This is a genomic window from Segeticoccus rhizosphaerae (assembly GCF_005222685.1).
In the GTDB taxonomy this organism is placed as follows: Bacteria; Actinomycetota; Actinomycetes; order Actinomycetales; family Dermatophilaceae; genus Segeticoccus; species Segeticoccus rhizosphaerae.
Genome location: NZ_SWMA01000021.1, coordinates 19,884 through 36,302, shown reverse-complemented (window position 1 = coordinate 36,302; position 16,419 = coordinate 19,884). Strand labels below are relative to the sequence as shown.

At 72.9% G+C, this 16,419-nt stretch carries 15 protein-coding genes; 7 read left to right on the top strand and 8 right to left on the bottom strand.

Annotation, left to right across the window (positions count from 1 at the left end):
* Positions 1–17: 17 nt before the first annotated feature.
* Positions 18–434, bottom strand: a complete 417-nt coding sequence (locus tag FCN22_RS14115; RefSeq protein ID WP_137122202.1) for a DUF3499 domain-containing protein — start codon at positions 432–434, stop codon at positions 18–20.
* Between the two features lie 147 nt (positions 435–581).
* On the opposite strand from FCN22_RS14115, the gene FCN22_RS14110 reads away from it, so the two are divergent.
* Positions 582–908 (top strand): metallopeptidase family protein, encoded by a 327-nt coding sequence (locus FCN22_RS14110; RefSeq protein ID WP_238384744.1) that lies wholly within the window; start codon positions 582–584, stop codon positions 906–908.
* Between the two features lies 1 nt (position 909).
* Here the strand turns inward: FCN22_RS14110 and FCN22_RS14105 are convergent, their stop codons facing one another.
* A complete protein-coding gene (locus FCN22_RS14105; RefSeq protein WP_137122201.1) occupies positions 910–1,254 on the bottom strand; it encodes a hypothetical protein in 345 nt (114 codons plus the stop codon).
* 123 nt (positions 1,255–1,377) lie between these two features.
* On the opposite strand from FCN22_RS14105, the gene FCN22_RS14100 reads away from it, so the two are divergent.
* Positions 1,378–2,166, top strand: a complete 789-nt coding sequence (locus tag FCN22_RS14100) for an SDR family oxidoreductase (RefSeq protein ID WP_137122200.1) — start codon at positions 1,378–1,380, stop codon at positions 2,164–2,166.
* Positions 2,167–2,250: 84 nt separating this feature from the next.
* Here FCN22_RS14100 and FCN22_RS14095 read toward each other — a convergent pair whose 3' ends face one another.
* The 3 genes from FCN22_RS14095 to FCN22_RS14085 all read right to left on the bottom strand — a co-directional run bounded on the left by FCN22_RS14095 (position 2,251) and on the right by FCN22_RS14085 (position 7,372).
* Complete coding sequence (locus FCN22_RS14095) at positions 2,251–3,780, bottom strand: DUF5719 family protein (RefSeq protein WP_137122199.1); 1,530 nt, start codon at positions 3,778–3,780, stop codon at positions 2,251–2,253.
* Between the two features lie 79 nt (positions 3,781–3,859).
* Complete coding sequence (locus tag FCN22_RS14090; RefSeq protein WP_162308207.1) at positions 3,860–7,021, bottom strand: glycosyltransferase family 2 protein; 3,162 nt, start codon at positions 7,019–7,021, stop codon at positions 3,860–3,862.
* Positions 7,022–7,084: 63 nt separating this feature from the next.
* Positions 7,085–7,372: a WhiB family transcriptional regulator gene (locus tag FCN22_RS14085; protein ID WP_137122197.1), complete on the bottom strand. Its 288-nt coding sequence runs from the start codon at positions 7,370–7,372 to the stop codon at positions 7,085–7,087.
* A 373-nt stretch (positions 7,373–7,745) separates the two neighbouring features.
* Between FCN22_RS14085 and cofD the strand changes: the two genes are divergently transcribed.
* Both cofD and FCN22_RS14075 read left to right on the top strand, forming a co-directional pair.
* Complete coding sequence (gene cofD / locus FCN22_RS14080; protein WP_137122196.1) at positions 7,746–8,750, top strand: 2-phospho-L-lactate transferase; 1,005 nt, start codon at positions 7,746–7,748, stop codon at positions 8,748–8,750.
* Positions 8,747–9,940: a coenzyme F420-0:L-glutamate ligase gene (locus tag FCN22_RS14075; protein ID WP_238384743.1), complete on the top strand. Its 1,194-nt coding sequence runs from the start codon at positions 8,747–8,749 to the stop codon at positions 9,938–9,940. Before cofD ends, FCN22_RS14075 begins: the two co-directional genes overlap by 4 nt.
* A gap of 135 nt (positions 9,941–10,075) precedes the next feature.
* Here the strand turns inward: FCN22_RS14075 and FCN22_RS14070 are convergent, their stop codons facing one another.
* Positions 10,076–11,023, bottom strand: a complete 948-nt coding sequence (locus FCN22_RS14070) for a DNA-3-methyladenine glycosylase family protein (protein WP_137122195.1) — start codon at positions 11,021–11,023, stop codon at positions 10,076–10,078.
* A gap of 63 nt (positions 11,024–11,086) precedes the next feature.
* Here FCN22_RS14070 and FCN22_RS14065 point away from each other — a divergent pair, with 63 nt between their 5' ends.
* A complete protein-coding gene (locus FCN22_RS14065) occupies positions 11,087–11,809 on the top strand; it encodes a TIGR03089 family protein (protein ID WP_238384742.1) in 723 nt (240 codons plus the stop codon).
* Positions 11,810–11,874: 65 nt separating this feature from the next.
* On the opposite strand, the gene FCN22_RS14060 is transcribed toward FCN22_RS14065, so the two are convergent.
* Complete coding sequence (locus tag FCN22_RS14060; protein WP_162308206.1) at positions 11,875–13,383, bottom strand: substrate-binding domain-containing protein; 1,509 nt, start codon at positions 13,381–13,383, stop codon at positions 11,875–11,877.
* Positions 13,384–13,721: 338 nt separating this feature from the next.
* Here FCN22_RS14060 and FCN22_RS14055 point away from each other — a divergent pair, with 338 nt between their 5' ends.
* Positions 13,722–14,546, top strand: coding sequence for a CoA transferase subunit A (locus tag FCN22_RS14055; RefSeq protein WP_137122192.1), 825 nt, complete (start codon positions 13,722–13,724; stop codon positions 14,544–14,546).
* Between the two features lie 2 nt (positions 14,547–14,548).
* Entirely contained in the window at positions 14,549–15,187 is a 639-nt protein-coding gene (locus FCN22_RS14050; RefSeq protein WP_137122191.1) for a CoA transferase subunit B, read from the top strand.
* A gap of 313 nt (positions 15,188–15,500) precedes the next feature.
* Here FCN22_RS14050 and FCN22_RS14045 read toward each other — a convergent pair whose 3' ends face one another.
* Positions 15,501–16,415, bottom strand: a complete 915-nt coding sequence (locus FCN22_RS14045; RefSeq protein ID WP_137122190.1) for a glycosyltransferase — start codon at positions 16,413–16,415, stop codon at positions 15,501–15,503.
* Between the last annotated feature and the right edge of the window lie 4 nt (positions 16,416–16,419).

The following is a 16,419-nucleotide window of genomic DNA, read 5'->3' as shown; positions in this document are numbered from 1 at the left end:
GGTTGGTGGGGTTGAGCTCACCGATCGCGCAGGACGCGCAGGTGTCCCCGGCGACCGACCTCGACGGTGCCGGCCGGCCCGGGAGCGGGCAGACCACGGTGCGGCGCTCCCGCTGACTGCGCCGACGCGGCGCGGGACGCGGCTGCGGCGACCGGTTGTCGGGGTCGGCCCGCCTCGCGGACGGCGTCGGCCAGCGCGAGCAGGTCGTCCTCGGTGGGGCCAGGGTCGACGAACTCGGTCGCCAGCCGCACGACGTCCCACCCGCGCGGCGCGGTCAGCCGTTCCGCGTGTCCGGCGCACAGGTCGTAGGTGTGCGGCTCGGCATACGTCGCGAGCGGGCCGAGCACGGCGGTCTGGTCGGAGTAGACGTAGGTCAAGGTCGCCACAGCGCTGCCACCGCACGCCGTCCGGGAGCACTGTCGCGAGAGGTTCACCCCCCGACTGTATGGCGTGTGGCCGCCTGAGCCGGACCGGCACGCCGTAGAGTCGGAGACGTGATGGCGCACCGACGATCCGGCCCCTTGCGCGACCGGCGGGGGCGGGGGGTCCGGGGGCCGTTGGCCTGGCCGCCGGTGCCCGGCATGGCCACCCGGTCGCAGCGTTTCGACGAGCTCGTCCTCGACTCCGCGGAACGGATCGAGTCACGTCTCGGGCGCAGCCTCGACCCGGCCGAGCTCGCGGTCGAGGACGTGCCGCCGAGCGATCCCTCGGCGTGGGAGGACGGAGTGCCGTTGGGACGGCTCTTCCCGGCCGACGGCCGCACCCCGCCGCGCGTCGTGGTCTACCGCAGGCCGATCGAGACCCGTGCCGGGGACGAGCGGGAGCTCGCCATGCTGGTGCAACACGTGGTGTCCGAGCAGGTGGCCGCGATGCTCGGCCTGGACCCGGACGACCTGGGTCCCGACTGAGTCAGCGGCGCTCCTGCTGGTCGCCCGCCGCCTCTCGCTCGTCGTCGTCGAGCTCGTCCTCGTTCTCGTCGAGCTCGTCGTGGTCCGTGCCGGCAGCATCGTCGCCCGGGTTGGGGACAGCGTCGTCGTCGCCGATCTCGTCGTCCGGGGCCATGTCCTTGTCGTCGGTGGCCACCTCACCGAGCCCTCCCACGAGGTCATCCGCCGCGATGCCGAACTCGCTGAGCAGGCCGAGGTCGTTCTCGGTCTCGATCACCACGGGCAGGCGTTCCTGCGCCTCGCTGGCGCGGTCGTCGAGGCCCCGCTCCTTGAGCATCTCGACGATGGCGTCCCGGCTGATGCGCATCTTCTGGTCAACTCCCCTCGCCTGCTGGACCCGGTGCTGCTGCAACCCGGTTCCCCCACCCTGCCACGTGCCGCGCGGATCCGCAGAGGTTGCCGCTCCGGGCGGCGACGTACCATCGAAGTCATGGACGAGAACGCACCTGTCCTGGTCACGGGCGGCACCGGCACGCTGGGCAGTGCCGTCGTGGCGGAGCTGCAGTCACGGTCTCGACCTGTGCGCATCCTGAGCCGACGGGCGCGACCGGCCAATCCCGCGATCTTCGCCGGTGACCTGTCGACCGGGGAGGGGGTCCAGGACGCGGTCCTCGGCACGCGCGCGGTAATCCACTGCGCGACGAGCCCGACCAAGTGGCGAGCCGTCGACCTCGACGGCACCCGCCGCCTGCTCCGGTTGCTGGGCGGGGTCGCACCTGAGTCGCACCTGGTCTACATCTCGATCGTGGGCTGCGACCGGAACTCCTTCCCCTACTACCGGATCAAGGCCGCCGCCGAAGACGTCTTGCGCGATGCCGTGGCCGCGGGCCGCAACCGCGCCTCGATCGTCCGCGCCACGCAGTTCCACCAGCTCGTGCGTCTCGCCAGCAAGGTCCCGCCGAAGGGCCCGGTGGCGTTGTCGTTCAAGGGGATGCGGTTCCAGCCGTGCGACACGGCGTTCGTGGCCCGTCGCCTCGTGGACGTCGCGTTGAGCGAGCCTCGCGAGTCAACAATCGAGTTGGCGGGTCCCGAGGTCGTGTCGCTGCGCGACGCCATCCGGCTCACCGCCGAGCACGAGCACAGGTCGGTGCCGCGGGTTGTCGAGCTACCTGCGGTCGGTGGCGCCCTGCGGTCCTTCGTCAGGGGCATCAACCTGCCAGGGGCGTCAGCGGAGCTCGGAGGCACCACCTACGCGCAGTGGCTCGCGGGACGCGACTGACTCACCGGGCCGTTTTCGCCGGGCCCCGGTGAGACCCGCCGGCCGAGCGGACGAGTCGGTTCCGCGCCGGGAAGGTGAGGTCGGTCAGCCGTCGACCTGACGGATGGGTGCCTGCGTCGCGACGAGCGGCGAGGAGACCAGCGGCAGGGCCGCGACGAGCGGGCCGTCGTCCTCGGCCTCGGCCGTGGTCAGGACCGCGGCGTGCACCGAGTCTGCGTCGGTGCCCACCCACACGCTCGTCGCCGACTCGAGGGGCACGGACCGCACCGCATCGGCGGCCAGCACGAACCGTCGGGTCGTGGCCTTGCCGTTCGCGTCGACGGTGGTCACGGAAACCGGCGCCTTCGCGCCGGTGCTGGTGAGCGTCAGGGCGTTGGTCAGCCCGTGCCGTCCGGCTGGAGGCAGGGGGGTGCCGGCCAGGCCCTCGACCGCGGCCGACGACGGCGTCCACGCCAGGTCGGTGGCCTTGCGGTCGAGCTTGCTCTTCGACCCCGTGGACCGGCCGTGCTCCACCGTGGCCGCCGCCACGACCGGGACATCCGCCCGGACCTGGATGGCATAGGTCCCCGCCGGGAGGTCCGACAGGTCGATGTCCCGAGCCGAGTGGCCGCCCACCCGCACGACGTCGTGCTTGACCCGCCGCGGTCCCTCGGTCGTGAGCACGCGGGTCTGCACGACCGCCTGGGCGTCGCCCGGCACCGCTACCCGCAGGCTCGCGGAGCCGTCGACCGACACGCCTGCGATGACCTGCTCCCTCGACGGCGCAGCAGTGGCCCTCGCCGTGTCGCCTCCGCGGGCCACGACCCCGTCGAGCCAGGTGTCGTTGATGGCGGCGTAGACCTCACCGCCGTGCGCGGTGACCTGCACGACCGGCGTCTTCTCCAACCCCGCGATCGAGTCCAGCAGGACCGCCGTGCGACCGCGTGGCGGCACCACGACACCCCGGCCGCTCTCCGAGGCGACCTTGCCGTGGGCACCCAGGACCTGCAGGTCCACGGTGACCGCGTTGGCGGCCGGGTTCACCAGCACGACCCGCTCGAGGCGTCCGGCCTGGGCACCCCCGGCAACGAGCCAGGAGTGTGCCTGGGGCTGTCCGCACGCCACGGTGGTGAGGGCGCGGCCGTCGCCTTCCCGCACGAGGGAGTACTGCATCGCTGCGGCGCCGGGGGCGAAGTCGCCGCCAGCGAGGAAGAGCACCCCGCCCGCGGCGTCCAGGTCGAGGGAGGAGGTGGACCTGCCGGAGGTGCCCTGTCCCTTGGACTCGCGCGCGTGTGCCTTTGACTGTCCCGAGTCGGAGATCTTGTGGGCTCGGAGCGTGCCCTCGGCGCTGCTGCGGGCTTCCGCCGGCAGGGCCGCGTCGGGAGCCGCCGCAGCGAGGGCGGTCACCCTCTGCGTGGCCTTCAGCCCTCCCGAGACGCCGAGGCGCTCCGGACCGGGGCACAGCAGCCCCGTCTGGGCCACCGGCACGGTGGTGGGCTTCTGGCTCTGGTCCGACACCGCGGTGGCCGACGTGGGGCCCAGGTCGACCGTGCCGTCCAGTCGGGTCGCGCCGAGGACGAGCGCCGCGCCGGCAGCCCCGACCAGGGCCGCCCGGGCGATCCCGAGGCCCCTCATACCGGGACCCCCGCGAAGTATCGGAGGCCGTGGTCCCCGTGAAGGATCGGAGCGCAGCGGAGAACTTCGTGGGGGTAGATCATGCCGCCGCCCTCCGCGAACGGCGGTTGCCGAAGGGCACCGCGAGGAAGAGGGTCAGGCCGAGCAGCGCCAGCTGCAGGAGCCGCCAGTCGCGGTGGGTCGTCTGCAGCGACACCGACACGGTGCCGGCCGAGGCAGGCAGCCGGTAGGTGGGCTGGTCGGCACTGGCGGCGGACGGAATGACCTGGCCGTCGTAGGTGACCCGGGCGTGGTCCGCGAGGCCGGGCGCTTCGGCGAGGGCGAGCACCCGGCCGTCGTCGCCCGCCGGGACCTCGGCACGCAGCTGCGAGTGCGGGCCCGAGCTGTCCAGTGCCAGGACCGGGTCCCCGTCGCGGTCGAGGACACGAGCACGGGACGGCTGCACCCCGAGCGAACCGTCGCCCGGTTGGGCGAGGACGCGCCAGAGCACCAGCCCGTGGGCGTCGCTGAGCCGCGTCAGTCCCGCGGTCGCGTCCAGTTGCCGCACCAGTGGATCGTCCGCGCCGCCCTGCAGACCGACGAAGCCGACGCCCAGGTCGGCGAGCGCGGCCTGGACCCCGTCACCAGCGCTGGCGTCGTCGCCCGCCAGCGTGCGCCGGACCGCCTTCTCGGTGAGCACGGTTGGCCCGGCAGCCGCCTGGGGCAGGCTGCGTGCGACCTCGCCGGGCTCGGCTCCCTGCACGGAGTAGGTCACCGTGTCGCCCTCGCGCTGCAGCACCAGCAGCCTGGTGGCGGCGGGCCCGAACGCCTGGTCGGCGGCGACTGCCGGCATCAGCTCGCTCGTGGGACGCAGGTGCTCCCCGACGCCCGCCCAGCCGGTCCAGGCGGTGCTGGCGACGACACCGGCCACGGCAACGCCGGCGACGACCAGACCGAGGCGGGAGCGCCACCTCGAGGACGCACGGGCTTGCTTGGTCCCGATGGCGTCGAACCCGAGCAGCGCCGCGCCGATCAGCGCCAGTCCGAGCAGATCGACCCCGGTGCCTGCCCACGGTGTGATGGCGTCTCCCGCGCCCGGCTGATGGGCCGGCACGGTGTCGACGTGGACGAGCGCCGCCGCCAGGCCGGCGGCGAGACCCACCAGGCCCAACAAGCCGAGCGCCGTGGCCATCGGCGAACGTGGCCCTCGTCGGAGCAGGCCCAGCAGCCCGGCGACCACCAGCGGCGCGGCAAGCAGCACGACATACAGCTCGGCGTGCTCGGGCCGCAGCAGGGCGAGGTGCCAGGGGACGACGGGGTTGTCCTGCCACACGGTGAGGCCCGGACCGCCGAGCAGCAGGCGCGGGTCGTCGAGGACGCGCAGCAGCCACGGGCCGACCAGCGCCACCGGGACGACGAGCAGGAGGGCGCCGCGCAGCCGCGCCCAGCCCCTGCCACCGAGCACGACGAGCAACGCCAGTGCCGTGGACAGGACCAGCAGCGGCGGGTCGAACACACCGAGGAGAGCGACGGCGAGGACGGTGCCGAAGGTAGCCGGTGCCGAGGCGCGACGGCGCGCGACGACGGCAAAGCCGGCCAGCACGAGGGGCAGCAGGACGTGCGCGACGGCGGCGCCGAGTCGACCGGAGTCCAGGGCGCTTGCCAGGGTGCCGAGGCTGGCCCAGGCGAGAGCGGCCCAGGCTCGCGGCCACCGCAGACGGGTCACCACCCGGGTGCCGAGGTAGGCGCTCCACGCGGAAAGCGGCATCGATGCGACCAGGAACCAGCCGATCGCGGTGGCGGCCGGTGACGCGGACGGGTCGACCCAAGGCACGTGAGCGACCACCCAGGCGGCGCCGGCCAGGACGGGAAGGTAGGGAGCGGCCTCGCCGGCCGCGCCGAGTCCGGCACCGTGCCAGCCATCGACCCAGGCGTGCCAGAGCGCCGACGGTCCCGCCTGCAACGGGTTCAGCTCGCCGCCGGACAGCCCCAGACCCGAGCCACGCAGCGCCGACGTCGTGATGACCGTGCGCCACGCGATCACGGCGACCACCGCGGCGAGCAGGACCACGAGGAAGCCCGGGTGGCGGATCACCCGTTGTGGCCAGGTGGCCGGCAGTTGGCTCATGGTCTCGGTGTCCGGCGACACGGGCCCGGTCTCGAAGTTCACCGGGTCGTCCCTGCTCTGCGCTCGCGTGCCGTCGAAGCTCACCGCGTCCTGGATGCTGTCCACGGTGTTGCGCATCGCGGTGCGGGAGGGCACGAAGAGGCCGTGCAGGTCACGACGGCGCACGACCCGGCGTCGGCGGAACCGCCAGCGAGCACCCAGCAGCCGCGGGCCGGTGAACAGCGTTGCCAGATCGGCGAACTCGTGCCAGGCGTGACGCGGACGCTTGACCAGCAGCAGCGCCAGCCCGGACACGACCGTGCTCAGCGCGATCCACAGGGCCAGGAATGGCGTAGCGAGCAGGGAACACCGCGTGAGCGCCACCTGACGGGCCCGCCGACGGGAGATCCGGCGCGCCGCCGCGGGCGAGCGACCACCGGGACGGTCGCCCCGGGCGGAGGCCGCGCCCTCGCGGACGACGGCCTTGGGGACCACCACGACCCGGTGCCCCGCCAGCTGGGCGCGCCAGCACAGGTCGAGGTCCTCGGATCCGGTGAAGGAGCGGTCGAACCCGCCCAGTTCGTCGAAGACGTCGCGTCGCACCAGCATGCCGGCGCTGCTGACCCCGAGGACGTCGGTGCGGGCGTCGTACTGCCCCTGGTCGGGTTCGCCGACCTCGGGCCCCCCGGACGCGCGTCCGGTGCGGGTGTACTGCAGACCGACGCTGCGCAGCCGACGGGACTCTTCCCACAGGGTGACCTTGGGCCCCACGATGCCGACCGAGGCAGACCGGCGGGAGGCGTCGACCAGCCGGTCGAGGGTGAGCGGAGTGGGTGCCGTGTCGTCGTGCAGCAGCCAGATCCACTCCCCGGGCGTGGCGCTCGGAAGGGCGTCGACGCCCGCGGCGACAGCGACGCCATACGAGACGTCACGACCGAGGGTGAGGATCTCGACGGAGGGGATCGAGGCACGGATCCTGGCGTGCTGGCGCAGGATCGTCGGACTCGTGTCGGTGGAGCCGGTGTCCACGATGACCAGGTGGTCGGGTCGGCGCGACTGCATCGCGAGGGCGTCGAGCGCCTCGACCAGCCAGGGCTCGCCGTCGTGGACGACGAGGACGGCGCTGACCGACCCCATCGCGGGGGCAGCAGGCACACGCGCCCCGTGGGCGCGGGGTGGAGCGAGCGTCATGGTCCAGCCGCTTCGTCGCCGCGGCGACTAGACGGCGCGCTTCTTGAGCTTGCGGCGCTCACGCTCGGACAAGCCGCCCCAGATGCCGAAGCGCTCATCGTGCGCCAAGGCATACTCCAGGCACTCGGCCCGCACCTCACACCCGACACAGACCTTCTTGGCGTCGCGGGTTGATCCCCCCTTCTCCGGGAAGAAGGCCTCCGGGTCGGTCTGCGCACACAGTGCGCGTTCCTGCCACGAAAGCTCCCCCTCCTCGTCGACCTCACCGAAACTGGTGATCAGCTGTAGCTCGTGCACGGCTCCTCCTCGACCCATCGCTAGCCAGCACTCGCGTTGCACGAACCGCCGGGCAAAATCGACACGGGCCACACCGCTTTCGCCGAGTGAACCGCCAGGTGACGACCCCGGCGGGTCCCTGCTGCACGTGTCGAGCTTGTCCGGATGGACGACAACAATGGAATTACACGCGTGTCATACGGTCAAAGTCAAGCCCGCGTCTGATAAAACTCCTCCGGCTCCGCCCCGTTTCAGGCCCGGTGGCGCGTGGTGCCGTGCCCTTTCTCAGCCACTTCCGCGCGCTTCTCAGGTCGCTGCACAGCTGCCCCTGTGGGCCCCCTTCCATGGCTTCGCTCCGTGAGCCGGTGGACCACCGCGTGGGGCGGCGAGGTCGGCTGGAAGACTGTCAGCCATGCAGATCACCGCACTCGCCGGCGGTGTGGGCGGTGCCCGGTTCCTCCGTGGACTGCTCGCCCACCTCGACCGCTCCCCCGACCTCGCCGGATCCACGATCACGGTGATCGGCAACACCGGTGACGACATCACGCTCTTCGGCCTGCGGGTGTGCCCCGACCTCGACACGCTGCTCTACACGCTCGGCGGGGGCATCGACGAGCAGCAGGGGTGGGGCCGCGCGGACGAGACGCACTCCGTGCAGGGCGAGCTGGCGGCATACGGAGCGGAACCGCAGTGGTTCGGGCTGGGCGACAAGGACTTCGCGACGCACATCGTTCGCAGCCAGTGGCTCGGGCAGGGGGTATCCCTCTCGGAGGTCACCGCTCGTCTGGCGGCGCGGTGGGGGCTGCCGGATCGGGGAGTGACCCTGCTGCCGATGAGTGACACTCCGGTCGAGACGCACGTGGTCGTCGACCGGGGGGAAGGCCCGTCGGCGATCCACTTCCAGGAGTGGTGGGTTCGTCACCAGGCGGCCGTGCCGGCGGAGCGCTTCGTCGCGATCGGGATGGACCGGGCGACCGCGGCCCCCGGGGTGCTGGACGCACTGCGGAACGCCGACCTGGTGCTGCTGCCGCCGAGCAACCCCGTGGTGTCGATCGGCATCGTCCTGGGAGTGCCGGGCGTCCGGGATGCGTTGCGCGGCACCACTGCTCCCGTCGTCGGCGTCTCCCCGCTCATCGGCGGCGCGCCGGTGCGCGGCCACGCCGACGCCTGCCTGTCGGCGATCGGGGTCGAGTCCACCACCCAGGCGGTGGCCGGGCTCTACGCCGACTTCCTCGACGGGTGGCTGGTCGACGAGCGCGACGCCGAGGTCGAGGTCGGCGGCCCGCGGTTCGACCCCGGGTTGCAGGTGCGCGCCCTCCCGTTGTGGATGAAGGACGTCGACCACGCAGCGGACATCGCCGGTGCGGCGCTCGAGCTGGGGCTCGAGCTGGGCCGGCAGGGACGCCACGCCGTATGACGGGACGCACCGCCCCGTTGGTCGTCACCCCGGTCACGGGGATGCCCGAGATCACGGCGGAACACGGGCTGGCCGGGCTGGCTCGGCTCATCTCCGAGGGACTGCGCCGGGGAGGCCTCGAGCTGGTCGACGGTGACGTGCTGGTCCTGTCGAGCAAGGTGGTCTCCAAGGCGCTCGGGCTGCGCGCGCCGGCCGGCGACAAGGCTGCCGTGGTCCTGGCTCAGAGCCGGCGCGTGGTCGCCGAGCGGCGCACCGACATGTCGGTGACACGGGTCGTGGAGGCGCTCGCCGGGCCGGTGATGGCCGCGGCAGGCGTCGATGCCTCCAACACCGGGTCCGACGAGCTGTTGCTGCTGCCCGATGACCCGGACACGGTCGCGCAGGTGCTGCTGGAACAGCTCCTGGCGACGGCCGCGGCGGCATGCGGCGCCGACGTTGGACGCGGCCACCCAGGTGGGAGCGACTCAGGTGGGAGGGACCCAGGTGGGAGCCATCCGGGTGGGAGCGAGGCAGCCGGTTTCCCCCGGATCGGCTTGGTGCTGAGCGACACTTCGGGTCGGCCCTGGCGCGCGGGGCAGACCGACTTCGCGCTCGGCGCGGCCGGACTGGCCGTGCTGGACGACCTGCGGGGTGCGACCGACGCAGACGGGCGGCCGCTGTCGGTCACGATGCGGTGCCTGGCCGACGAGCTGGCCAGCGCGGCCGACCTGGTCAAGGGTAAGGACCGGCACGTCGCACTCGCCCACGTGCGCGGCCTCGAGAGCAATTCCCACCGCACGGAAGCGGTCGGCGGTATGACGGGTGCCCGCGCCTTGGTGCGCACGGGGCCGGGCGACTGGTTCTCGCACGGCACCTACGAGGCGGTCCGGGCCGCGCTCGGGGTCGAACCGGCGAGCCCGGAGGCCGAGCGGATCGGCATACCCTCCACGGACGCAGATCAGGTCGGAGCCCGGCTGGCCCGGGCCGCCGCGCTGGCGGTGCTGGGGCTGGAGGCCGTCACCACCAAGGTCTCGGGCGGTCACCTCGAGCTCGCCTCGGACGACCCGGTCGCGCTCGGCGTGGTCCTCGGCCGCTTGTCGCCCGCTCTCTGGGCCGAGCGGCTCTCCGGCACCATCGAGCTCCCGTCGGGCCGTCCCGGCGAGCCGGGTCCGCGGACGCGGGTCACCGTCGAGGTGCGCGAACGCGACTGACCCGCCACGGCCCTTCCGTCGGCGTCGCGTGGCCTCCGCGCACCGGTCTCCCAGCGCCCCGTGCCGATCCTTGTCGCAGTCCGTATGCCGCTCGCACGGGAACCGCCACGATGATCCGTCTGGCGGGACCTCCGGTCAGCGGAGACGGGACCCGGACCGCCCGACGGGCAGATGGCGGCGCGGCGGCATCCGCGGCCCACGTCTGGGCCGCATCGCGCCGCTGAGCTCGAGCAGTCGCTGCACCCGATAACGGTGTCCGGCATAGGGTTCGAGCAATTCGGCCAGCCCGTCGTCGTCCACTTCCTGCCCGGTGAGTGCCCACCCGACGTCCTTGGCCACGTGGTAGTCGCCGAAGCTGACCGCGTCGGCGTCACCGAGCGCCCGTTGGGCCACCTCGGCGGTCGTCCACACCCCGACGCCCGGCACCGCCCGCAGCCGCCGCCGGGCCGAGACCCGGTCGAGGTCCACGCACTCCTCGAGCCGCCCGGCGGCCCTGACCGAGCGCACCACCGTCGCAGAGCGGGCCCCGTCGACACCGGCCTGCAACCAGGCCCACGACGGGATCCGCCCCCACGTCACTGCCGCCGGGGCCACCCAGAGCCGGCCCTCCGCCCCCGGAGCGGGTTCCCCGTGCCGGCGGACGAGGCGGCGCCAGGCCGAGTAGGCCTCCTGCCCGGTGACCTTCTGCTCCAGCACCGTCGGGACGAGCGCCTCGACCACCAACCCGGTCCGCGGCACCCTCCAGCCGGAGAACATCCGGCCCGCCGCCACGACGCGCGGGTGGCGGGGCACGAACCCCGACACGTCGTCGCCCGCCCCGAGCAACGCCGGAAGGGAGTCGAGCAGCCAGGTGGCGCCGGGACCCCACGCACTCGCGGCGACCTCCCCCAGAGCGGGCCGGCTCGAGAGCCGCAGGGTGGCCGGGCCCTCCGGTGTGCGCACACCCCTCCAGAGGGTGCCGTCCGGGTCGACGCGCCAGGTCGGGTCGTGGGCACCACGCCGCAGCGGACCCAGGGTGGCGAGCACGTCGACCGGCCGCCCCGGGACCCAGGTGCGGCGGCGCACCTCGGCGACGTCAGGCATGCCACGAGGATGCCATCTGCACCGGACGGACGGGCAACCGCGCCTGCGACCTACGCTGGCCCCGTGCCCACCCCAGCCTCCGTCCTCGCCGACCTGCTCACGTCGGATCCCACGCGTCCGCGCCTGACCTTCTACGACGACACGGAAGGCCCCACCCGCGGGGAGCGGATCGAGCTGTCGGCCAAGGTGATCGCCAACTGGGTCGCCAAGGCAGCGAACGCCCTGCAGGACGAGTTCGACGCCGGCCCCGGCAGCACCGTGGCGCTCTCCCTCCCGCTGGCCCACTGGCGCGCCGTCTACTGGGCCCTCGCCACCTGGTCGGTCGGCGCCACCCTCAGCACCGACCTCGACCTGCCGCACGACGTGCTGGTCACCGACGACGACCAGGCCAGCACCGACGCCGACCTGGTGGTCGTGACCCTCCCGGCGCTGGCCCGCGCACACCCGGGGCCTCTGCCCGCCGGCGCGATGGACGAGGCCCGCGAGCTGTCCACGTATGGCGACCGGTTCAGCCCGTACGCCGAGGCGCCACCCGCGCAGGTGGCGTGGGCAGGCAGGGGCGCCGATGGGCGCGGTGAGCACACGGCATACGACACGGTGGTGCGTGAGCGGGACTGGCCGGCCGGGGCGCGCGTCAATCTCGACGGGTCGTCACCCGAGGTGCTGCTCGACGCGCTGTCCGCCTGGGCGGCGGGCGGCTCGGTGGTGCTGGTGCGCTCCCCCGATCCCGCGTTGATGCCGGACCGGCTCGCCGCGGAGGGCGTCACGCTCGACCTGGTCGGCTGACCGGCTCGCCCGGCCGCTGCGACCCTGGTGGTCGGCGGCGGCTCGCGGGCTCGTGGGAGCAGCCGTCACGAGCAGTTCGGGCGACACTGCCGTTGCAGGAGCGCCTCGACGAACACCGTCCGGATGTCGCGCGGGTCCTTGGCCACGAACGCCTCACCCTGGGTCCATCCGGCGATCTTCGACAGGGCCCTGGTGTCGGCTGTCGGCCCCATGGCCACCGTGATCACGACCACCGGGCGATGCGGATCCGCCACCTGGCGCAACCGCTGGTGCAACGCGCCGAGGGTGAGCCCGCCGGAAGGGTCGTCGTTCCAGCCGTCGGTGAGGATCACCACGGAGTTGACCCGGTGCGGGTCGTAGCCGTGCTGCACCGAACGGTAGGCGGCGAGCACGGTGTCGTAGAGCGCCGTGTCGCCCGTGGTGTCGGCCGGCAGCCCGCGAGCCGCGGCCAGGATGACGTCGCGATGGGTCTTCCCGGACCGGACCGCGTCGAGCCGCTCGATGGGCGACAGCTCCCTCCAGTCCTGGCCGCCCGGCCCGCGATGCGTGGAGAACTCCCACAGTCCGACCTGCGAACTCGGAGGGAAGACCTGCATGGCCTCCGCCGCCGAACCGGCGGCCAGCTGGATCCGGGTCCGGTCACCCGCGCTGTGGTCCATCGAGCCGGAGACATCGATCACCGCGAGCATGCGCATGTCGGTCCGCACGCTGTCCCAGGCCGCGAGCACCCCGGTCGCTGCGGCGGCGGTCGGGTGGGCGCGAACCTTCGGTGAGGCGGGGACGCCGGCCAGCCCAGGACCCGAGGAGTCCGGGCCAACACGGAAACCCGCCACCTGCAGGGCCTTCGTGCCCTCGCTCGAGGTGAGCGCCTGGCGCAGCCGGGATCCGGCGGCCTCGACCGCCGGAGATCGTCCGGGCAGCTGGACGAACGGGTAGTCGAACGACGCGGTCCCCTCCGCGGGCACGACCGCCCGCATCCGGGCACCGGGGTGCGCCGCAAGATGGCTCGCCACAGCCTGCTCGCTCGTCGGGAAGACCACGGCCAGCTTCGTGCCGCTCGCCGCGAAGAGCTGCCCGTCGCTCGGCGCGCTGGTGCGCGACAGCCGGATCATCGCGGCGCCGAGAGCCTTCTGGGCCGCTGCCCCGTCACCGACGACCGACCGGGCCGTCAGCAGGGCCAGCATCCCTGACGTGTCGCGCCCCGGGTCGCCGACGCGGACCGGCACGGACGCGGACAGCAGAGATCCCCAGGCCACATTGCCGTCGCCGGCCAACCGGTCGGCCAGGCCGCCGGGGACCGCGAGCACCAGCGGGCTGTACGCCACGTCGCCATCGGAGGTGAGCGGCGCCGTCGAGGTTCCTGCCTCGGCGTTCGCCCGGTCCACCCACAGCGACGAGTCAGGGATCCACACGTCGGGTGCGGCGGCGTCGTCCTCACTCACCTGGAGGAGCACCGTGGCCGGGTCCGGCGTGCTCACCTGGTAGTCGGCGCACGCGCCGTCCAGGGCAGCGGCGCCCTGGTCCACCAGCTCCCGGACGACCCGGGCCATCGCTTCGGTCGTCGCGACGCGCACGGTGGTCGGGGACGAGCAGGACGTCGTCGCTCCGGAAGGTCGAGAGGTCCCCCCGGTGGTCGCCGTGATTCTCGCCGGGTCAGCACCGCCGGGGGCGCCAGCGGTCCCGACCCCGGACTGACGGTCGCCACCGAGCACGGTCACGCCCGTCACGGCCAGGGCGGCCACGACCACCAACGCCAGAACGACCCCAAGTGCCCGTATGCGCCCCCGCGGTCTCTCATGGGATCCGTGTCGTCCTGTCATGGACCGCTCTTTTCGCCGGCGCGGGCAGCGCTGCCACTCGCACGACCTCGGGGACCACGTCCCGCCGAACATCACGACGATAGAGTCCCGCCATGGACAAAGTGGTCAGTTCTGCCAGAGAGGCCGTCGAGGGGATCGTCGACGGCTCGTCCCTGGCGGTGGGAGGGTTCGGGTTGTGTGGCATTCCGAGCGTGCTCATCGCCGAGATCCACGACCTGGGGGTGAAGGATCTCGAGGCCATCTCCAACAACTGTGGGGTGGACGACTGGGGGCTGGGGGTGCTGCTGAAGGCCAAGCGGATCAGCCGGATGGTGGCGTCCTACGTCGGGGAGAACAAGGAGTTCGAACGGCAGTACCTGCACGGTGAGCTGGAGCTGGAGCTGACACCGCAGGGCACGCTGGCCGAGAAGCTGCGCGCCGGAGGCGCCGGCATCCCGGCCTTCTACACGGTCACCGGCGCCGGGACCCAGGTCGCTGAGGGCGGGCTGCCCTGGCGCTACTCCCCTGACGGCGCGGTCGCGGTCGCGTCGCCGAAGAAGGAGACCAAGACGTTCACCGTCGACGGCGAGGACAAGCAGTTCGTGCTGGAGCGGGCCATCGCGGCCGACTTCGGCCTGGTCCGCGCGTGGAAGGGCGACCGGCACGGCAACCTCGTCTTCCGGCAGAGCGCGCGCAACTTCAACCCGCTCGCGGCGATGTCCGGCAGGGTCACGATCGCCGAGGTCGAGCAGCTGGTCGAGCCCGGAGAGCTGGACGCCGACGCGGTCCACCTGCCGGGCATCTACGTCCAGCGCGTGCTGCCGCTGACCCCCGAGCAGGCCGCCGAGAAGCGGATCGAGCGCCGCACCGTCCGTCCCCGAGGCACCGAAGCCGCCCCCGCGGGCGCCGGCGCCGGGTCCGAGAGCAAGGAGGCCTGAACATGGCACTGACCCGTCAGGAGATGGCCGCCCGCGCGGCCCGCGAGCTGTCCGACGGCGCCTACGTCAACCTCGGCATCGGCCTGCCGACCCTGGTGCCCAACTACGTGCCCGACGACGTCGAGATCGTGCTCCAGTCGGAGAACGGCATCCTCGGCGTCGGCGCCTACCCGATCGAGGGCGAGGAGGACCCCGACCTGATCAACGCCGGCAAGGAGACGGTCACCCTGCGCAAGGGCGCGTCCTTCTTCGACTCGGCCACCAGCTTCGGCATGATCCGTGGCGGCAAGGTCGACTCCGCGATCCTCGGTGCCATGCAGGTCTCGGCCGCCGGTGACATCGCCAACTGGATGATTCCCGGCAAGATGGTCAAGGGCATGGGCGGGGCGATGGACCTGGTGCACGGCGCCAAGAAGGTCATCGTGCTGATGGAGCACACCGCCAAGGACGGCTCCTACAAGATCGTGAACGACTGCTCGCTGCCCTACACCGGGCGCGGAGTCGTGCAGCGGATCATCACCGACCTCGCCGTCATCGACGTCACCGAGTCCGGGCTGGTGCTGCGCGAGCTCGCCGAGGGCGTCAGCGAGGACGAGGTGCGCGACAAGACCGAGCCCGAGCTCACCGTCGAACTGCTCTGACTCCCGAGCCTCCATTATTGGCAAGGCATCGGCGCAGGATCGCAACCCGCGCTGGCACTACCCGACCGGAACACCACGACACGCCGGTATGGCGGCAGGTCACCACACCAGTGTCAGCGCGACTTGCGATTCCGTCACGTCGGCACGCCGCTCACTGGCTCTTTGCGCCACTGCAACCAGACACCGCGTCCAGCGCGACCAGACACCGAGTCGCCATGGCCGGCCCGGCGTCAAGCCATGCTGGCAAAGGTCGGCCAAACCGGCGGTATGGCGCCCGCGAGCCCAGGTTTGCCAGCGTGGCTCGACGGCCCGGTCAGGTGCGCAGGGCCCCGGGGCTCCCGAGGGACTCCCGGGCAGCCTCGACGATCGACCGGCGGGCCAGGCCCCGCCCGTCACTCGGCCGGCCCCCGTGCAGCACGGCCTCGGCAAAGGCCTCCCCGTCCAGAGCGCTGAGCTCCACTCCGACGGGCCGTGCCGCGGTGTCGCTGGCGACGACCCGGGTTCCTGCCGCGAGTGCCTCCCGCACGATGAGCGCGTCGCCGTCCCACCAGGTCGGGCGCAGGAAGACGGCCGAGCGAGCCAGCGCGTCAGCCACCTCGTGCGGGGAGAGGTTGAACGACCAGCGCACCCAGGGCAGCTCCTCCACCCGGCGGCGCAGCGTCGCCAGCCGTGGGGTCTCGTCGCCGTAGGCCAGCATCCACAGCCGAAGTTCGGGCCGCGACTGACGAGCCAGCGCCACCGCCTCGAAGGCGACCTCCGCCCCGTAGTGCTCCTGCCCCGAGTTGGTAGCGACCGTGATCAGGTCGGGCTCGCGTGGCCCGACTCCATCGTCCGGGGGCAGCGCCACGAAGGGTGACACCACCCGCACCCGCTCCCGCAGGCCGGCCGGCAGCAGGCCACCGATCTCGTCGTTCACCGCCCAGAGCTCGTCATAGGCGTGCAACGCGACCCGCAGCAGCCGGCCGCGCCATCTCCCCGCCGTCTCGACCTGGCGTCGGGTCGACCCGGAGTGCAGGACCAGGACGGTGCGCCCGGGCAGCATCCCGAAGAGCGGGCCGAGGACGATCGCGCGCCAGAGCCGGGTGATGTGGAACAGGTGCAGGCTGCTGCGCCCCCAGATCCGCGGCAGCATCCGCACGGCGTCGCGCGCCGATGCGGTGTTGACGCGGCTGACCGGGACGCCGTCGTCCGCCAGCGCCGCGCTGAGGTCCTCGACGCAACGCCTCACGCCC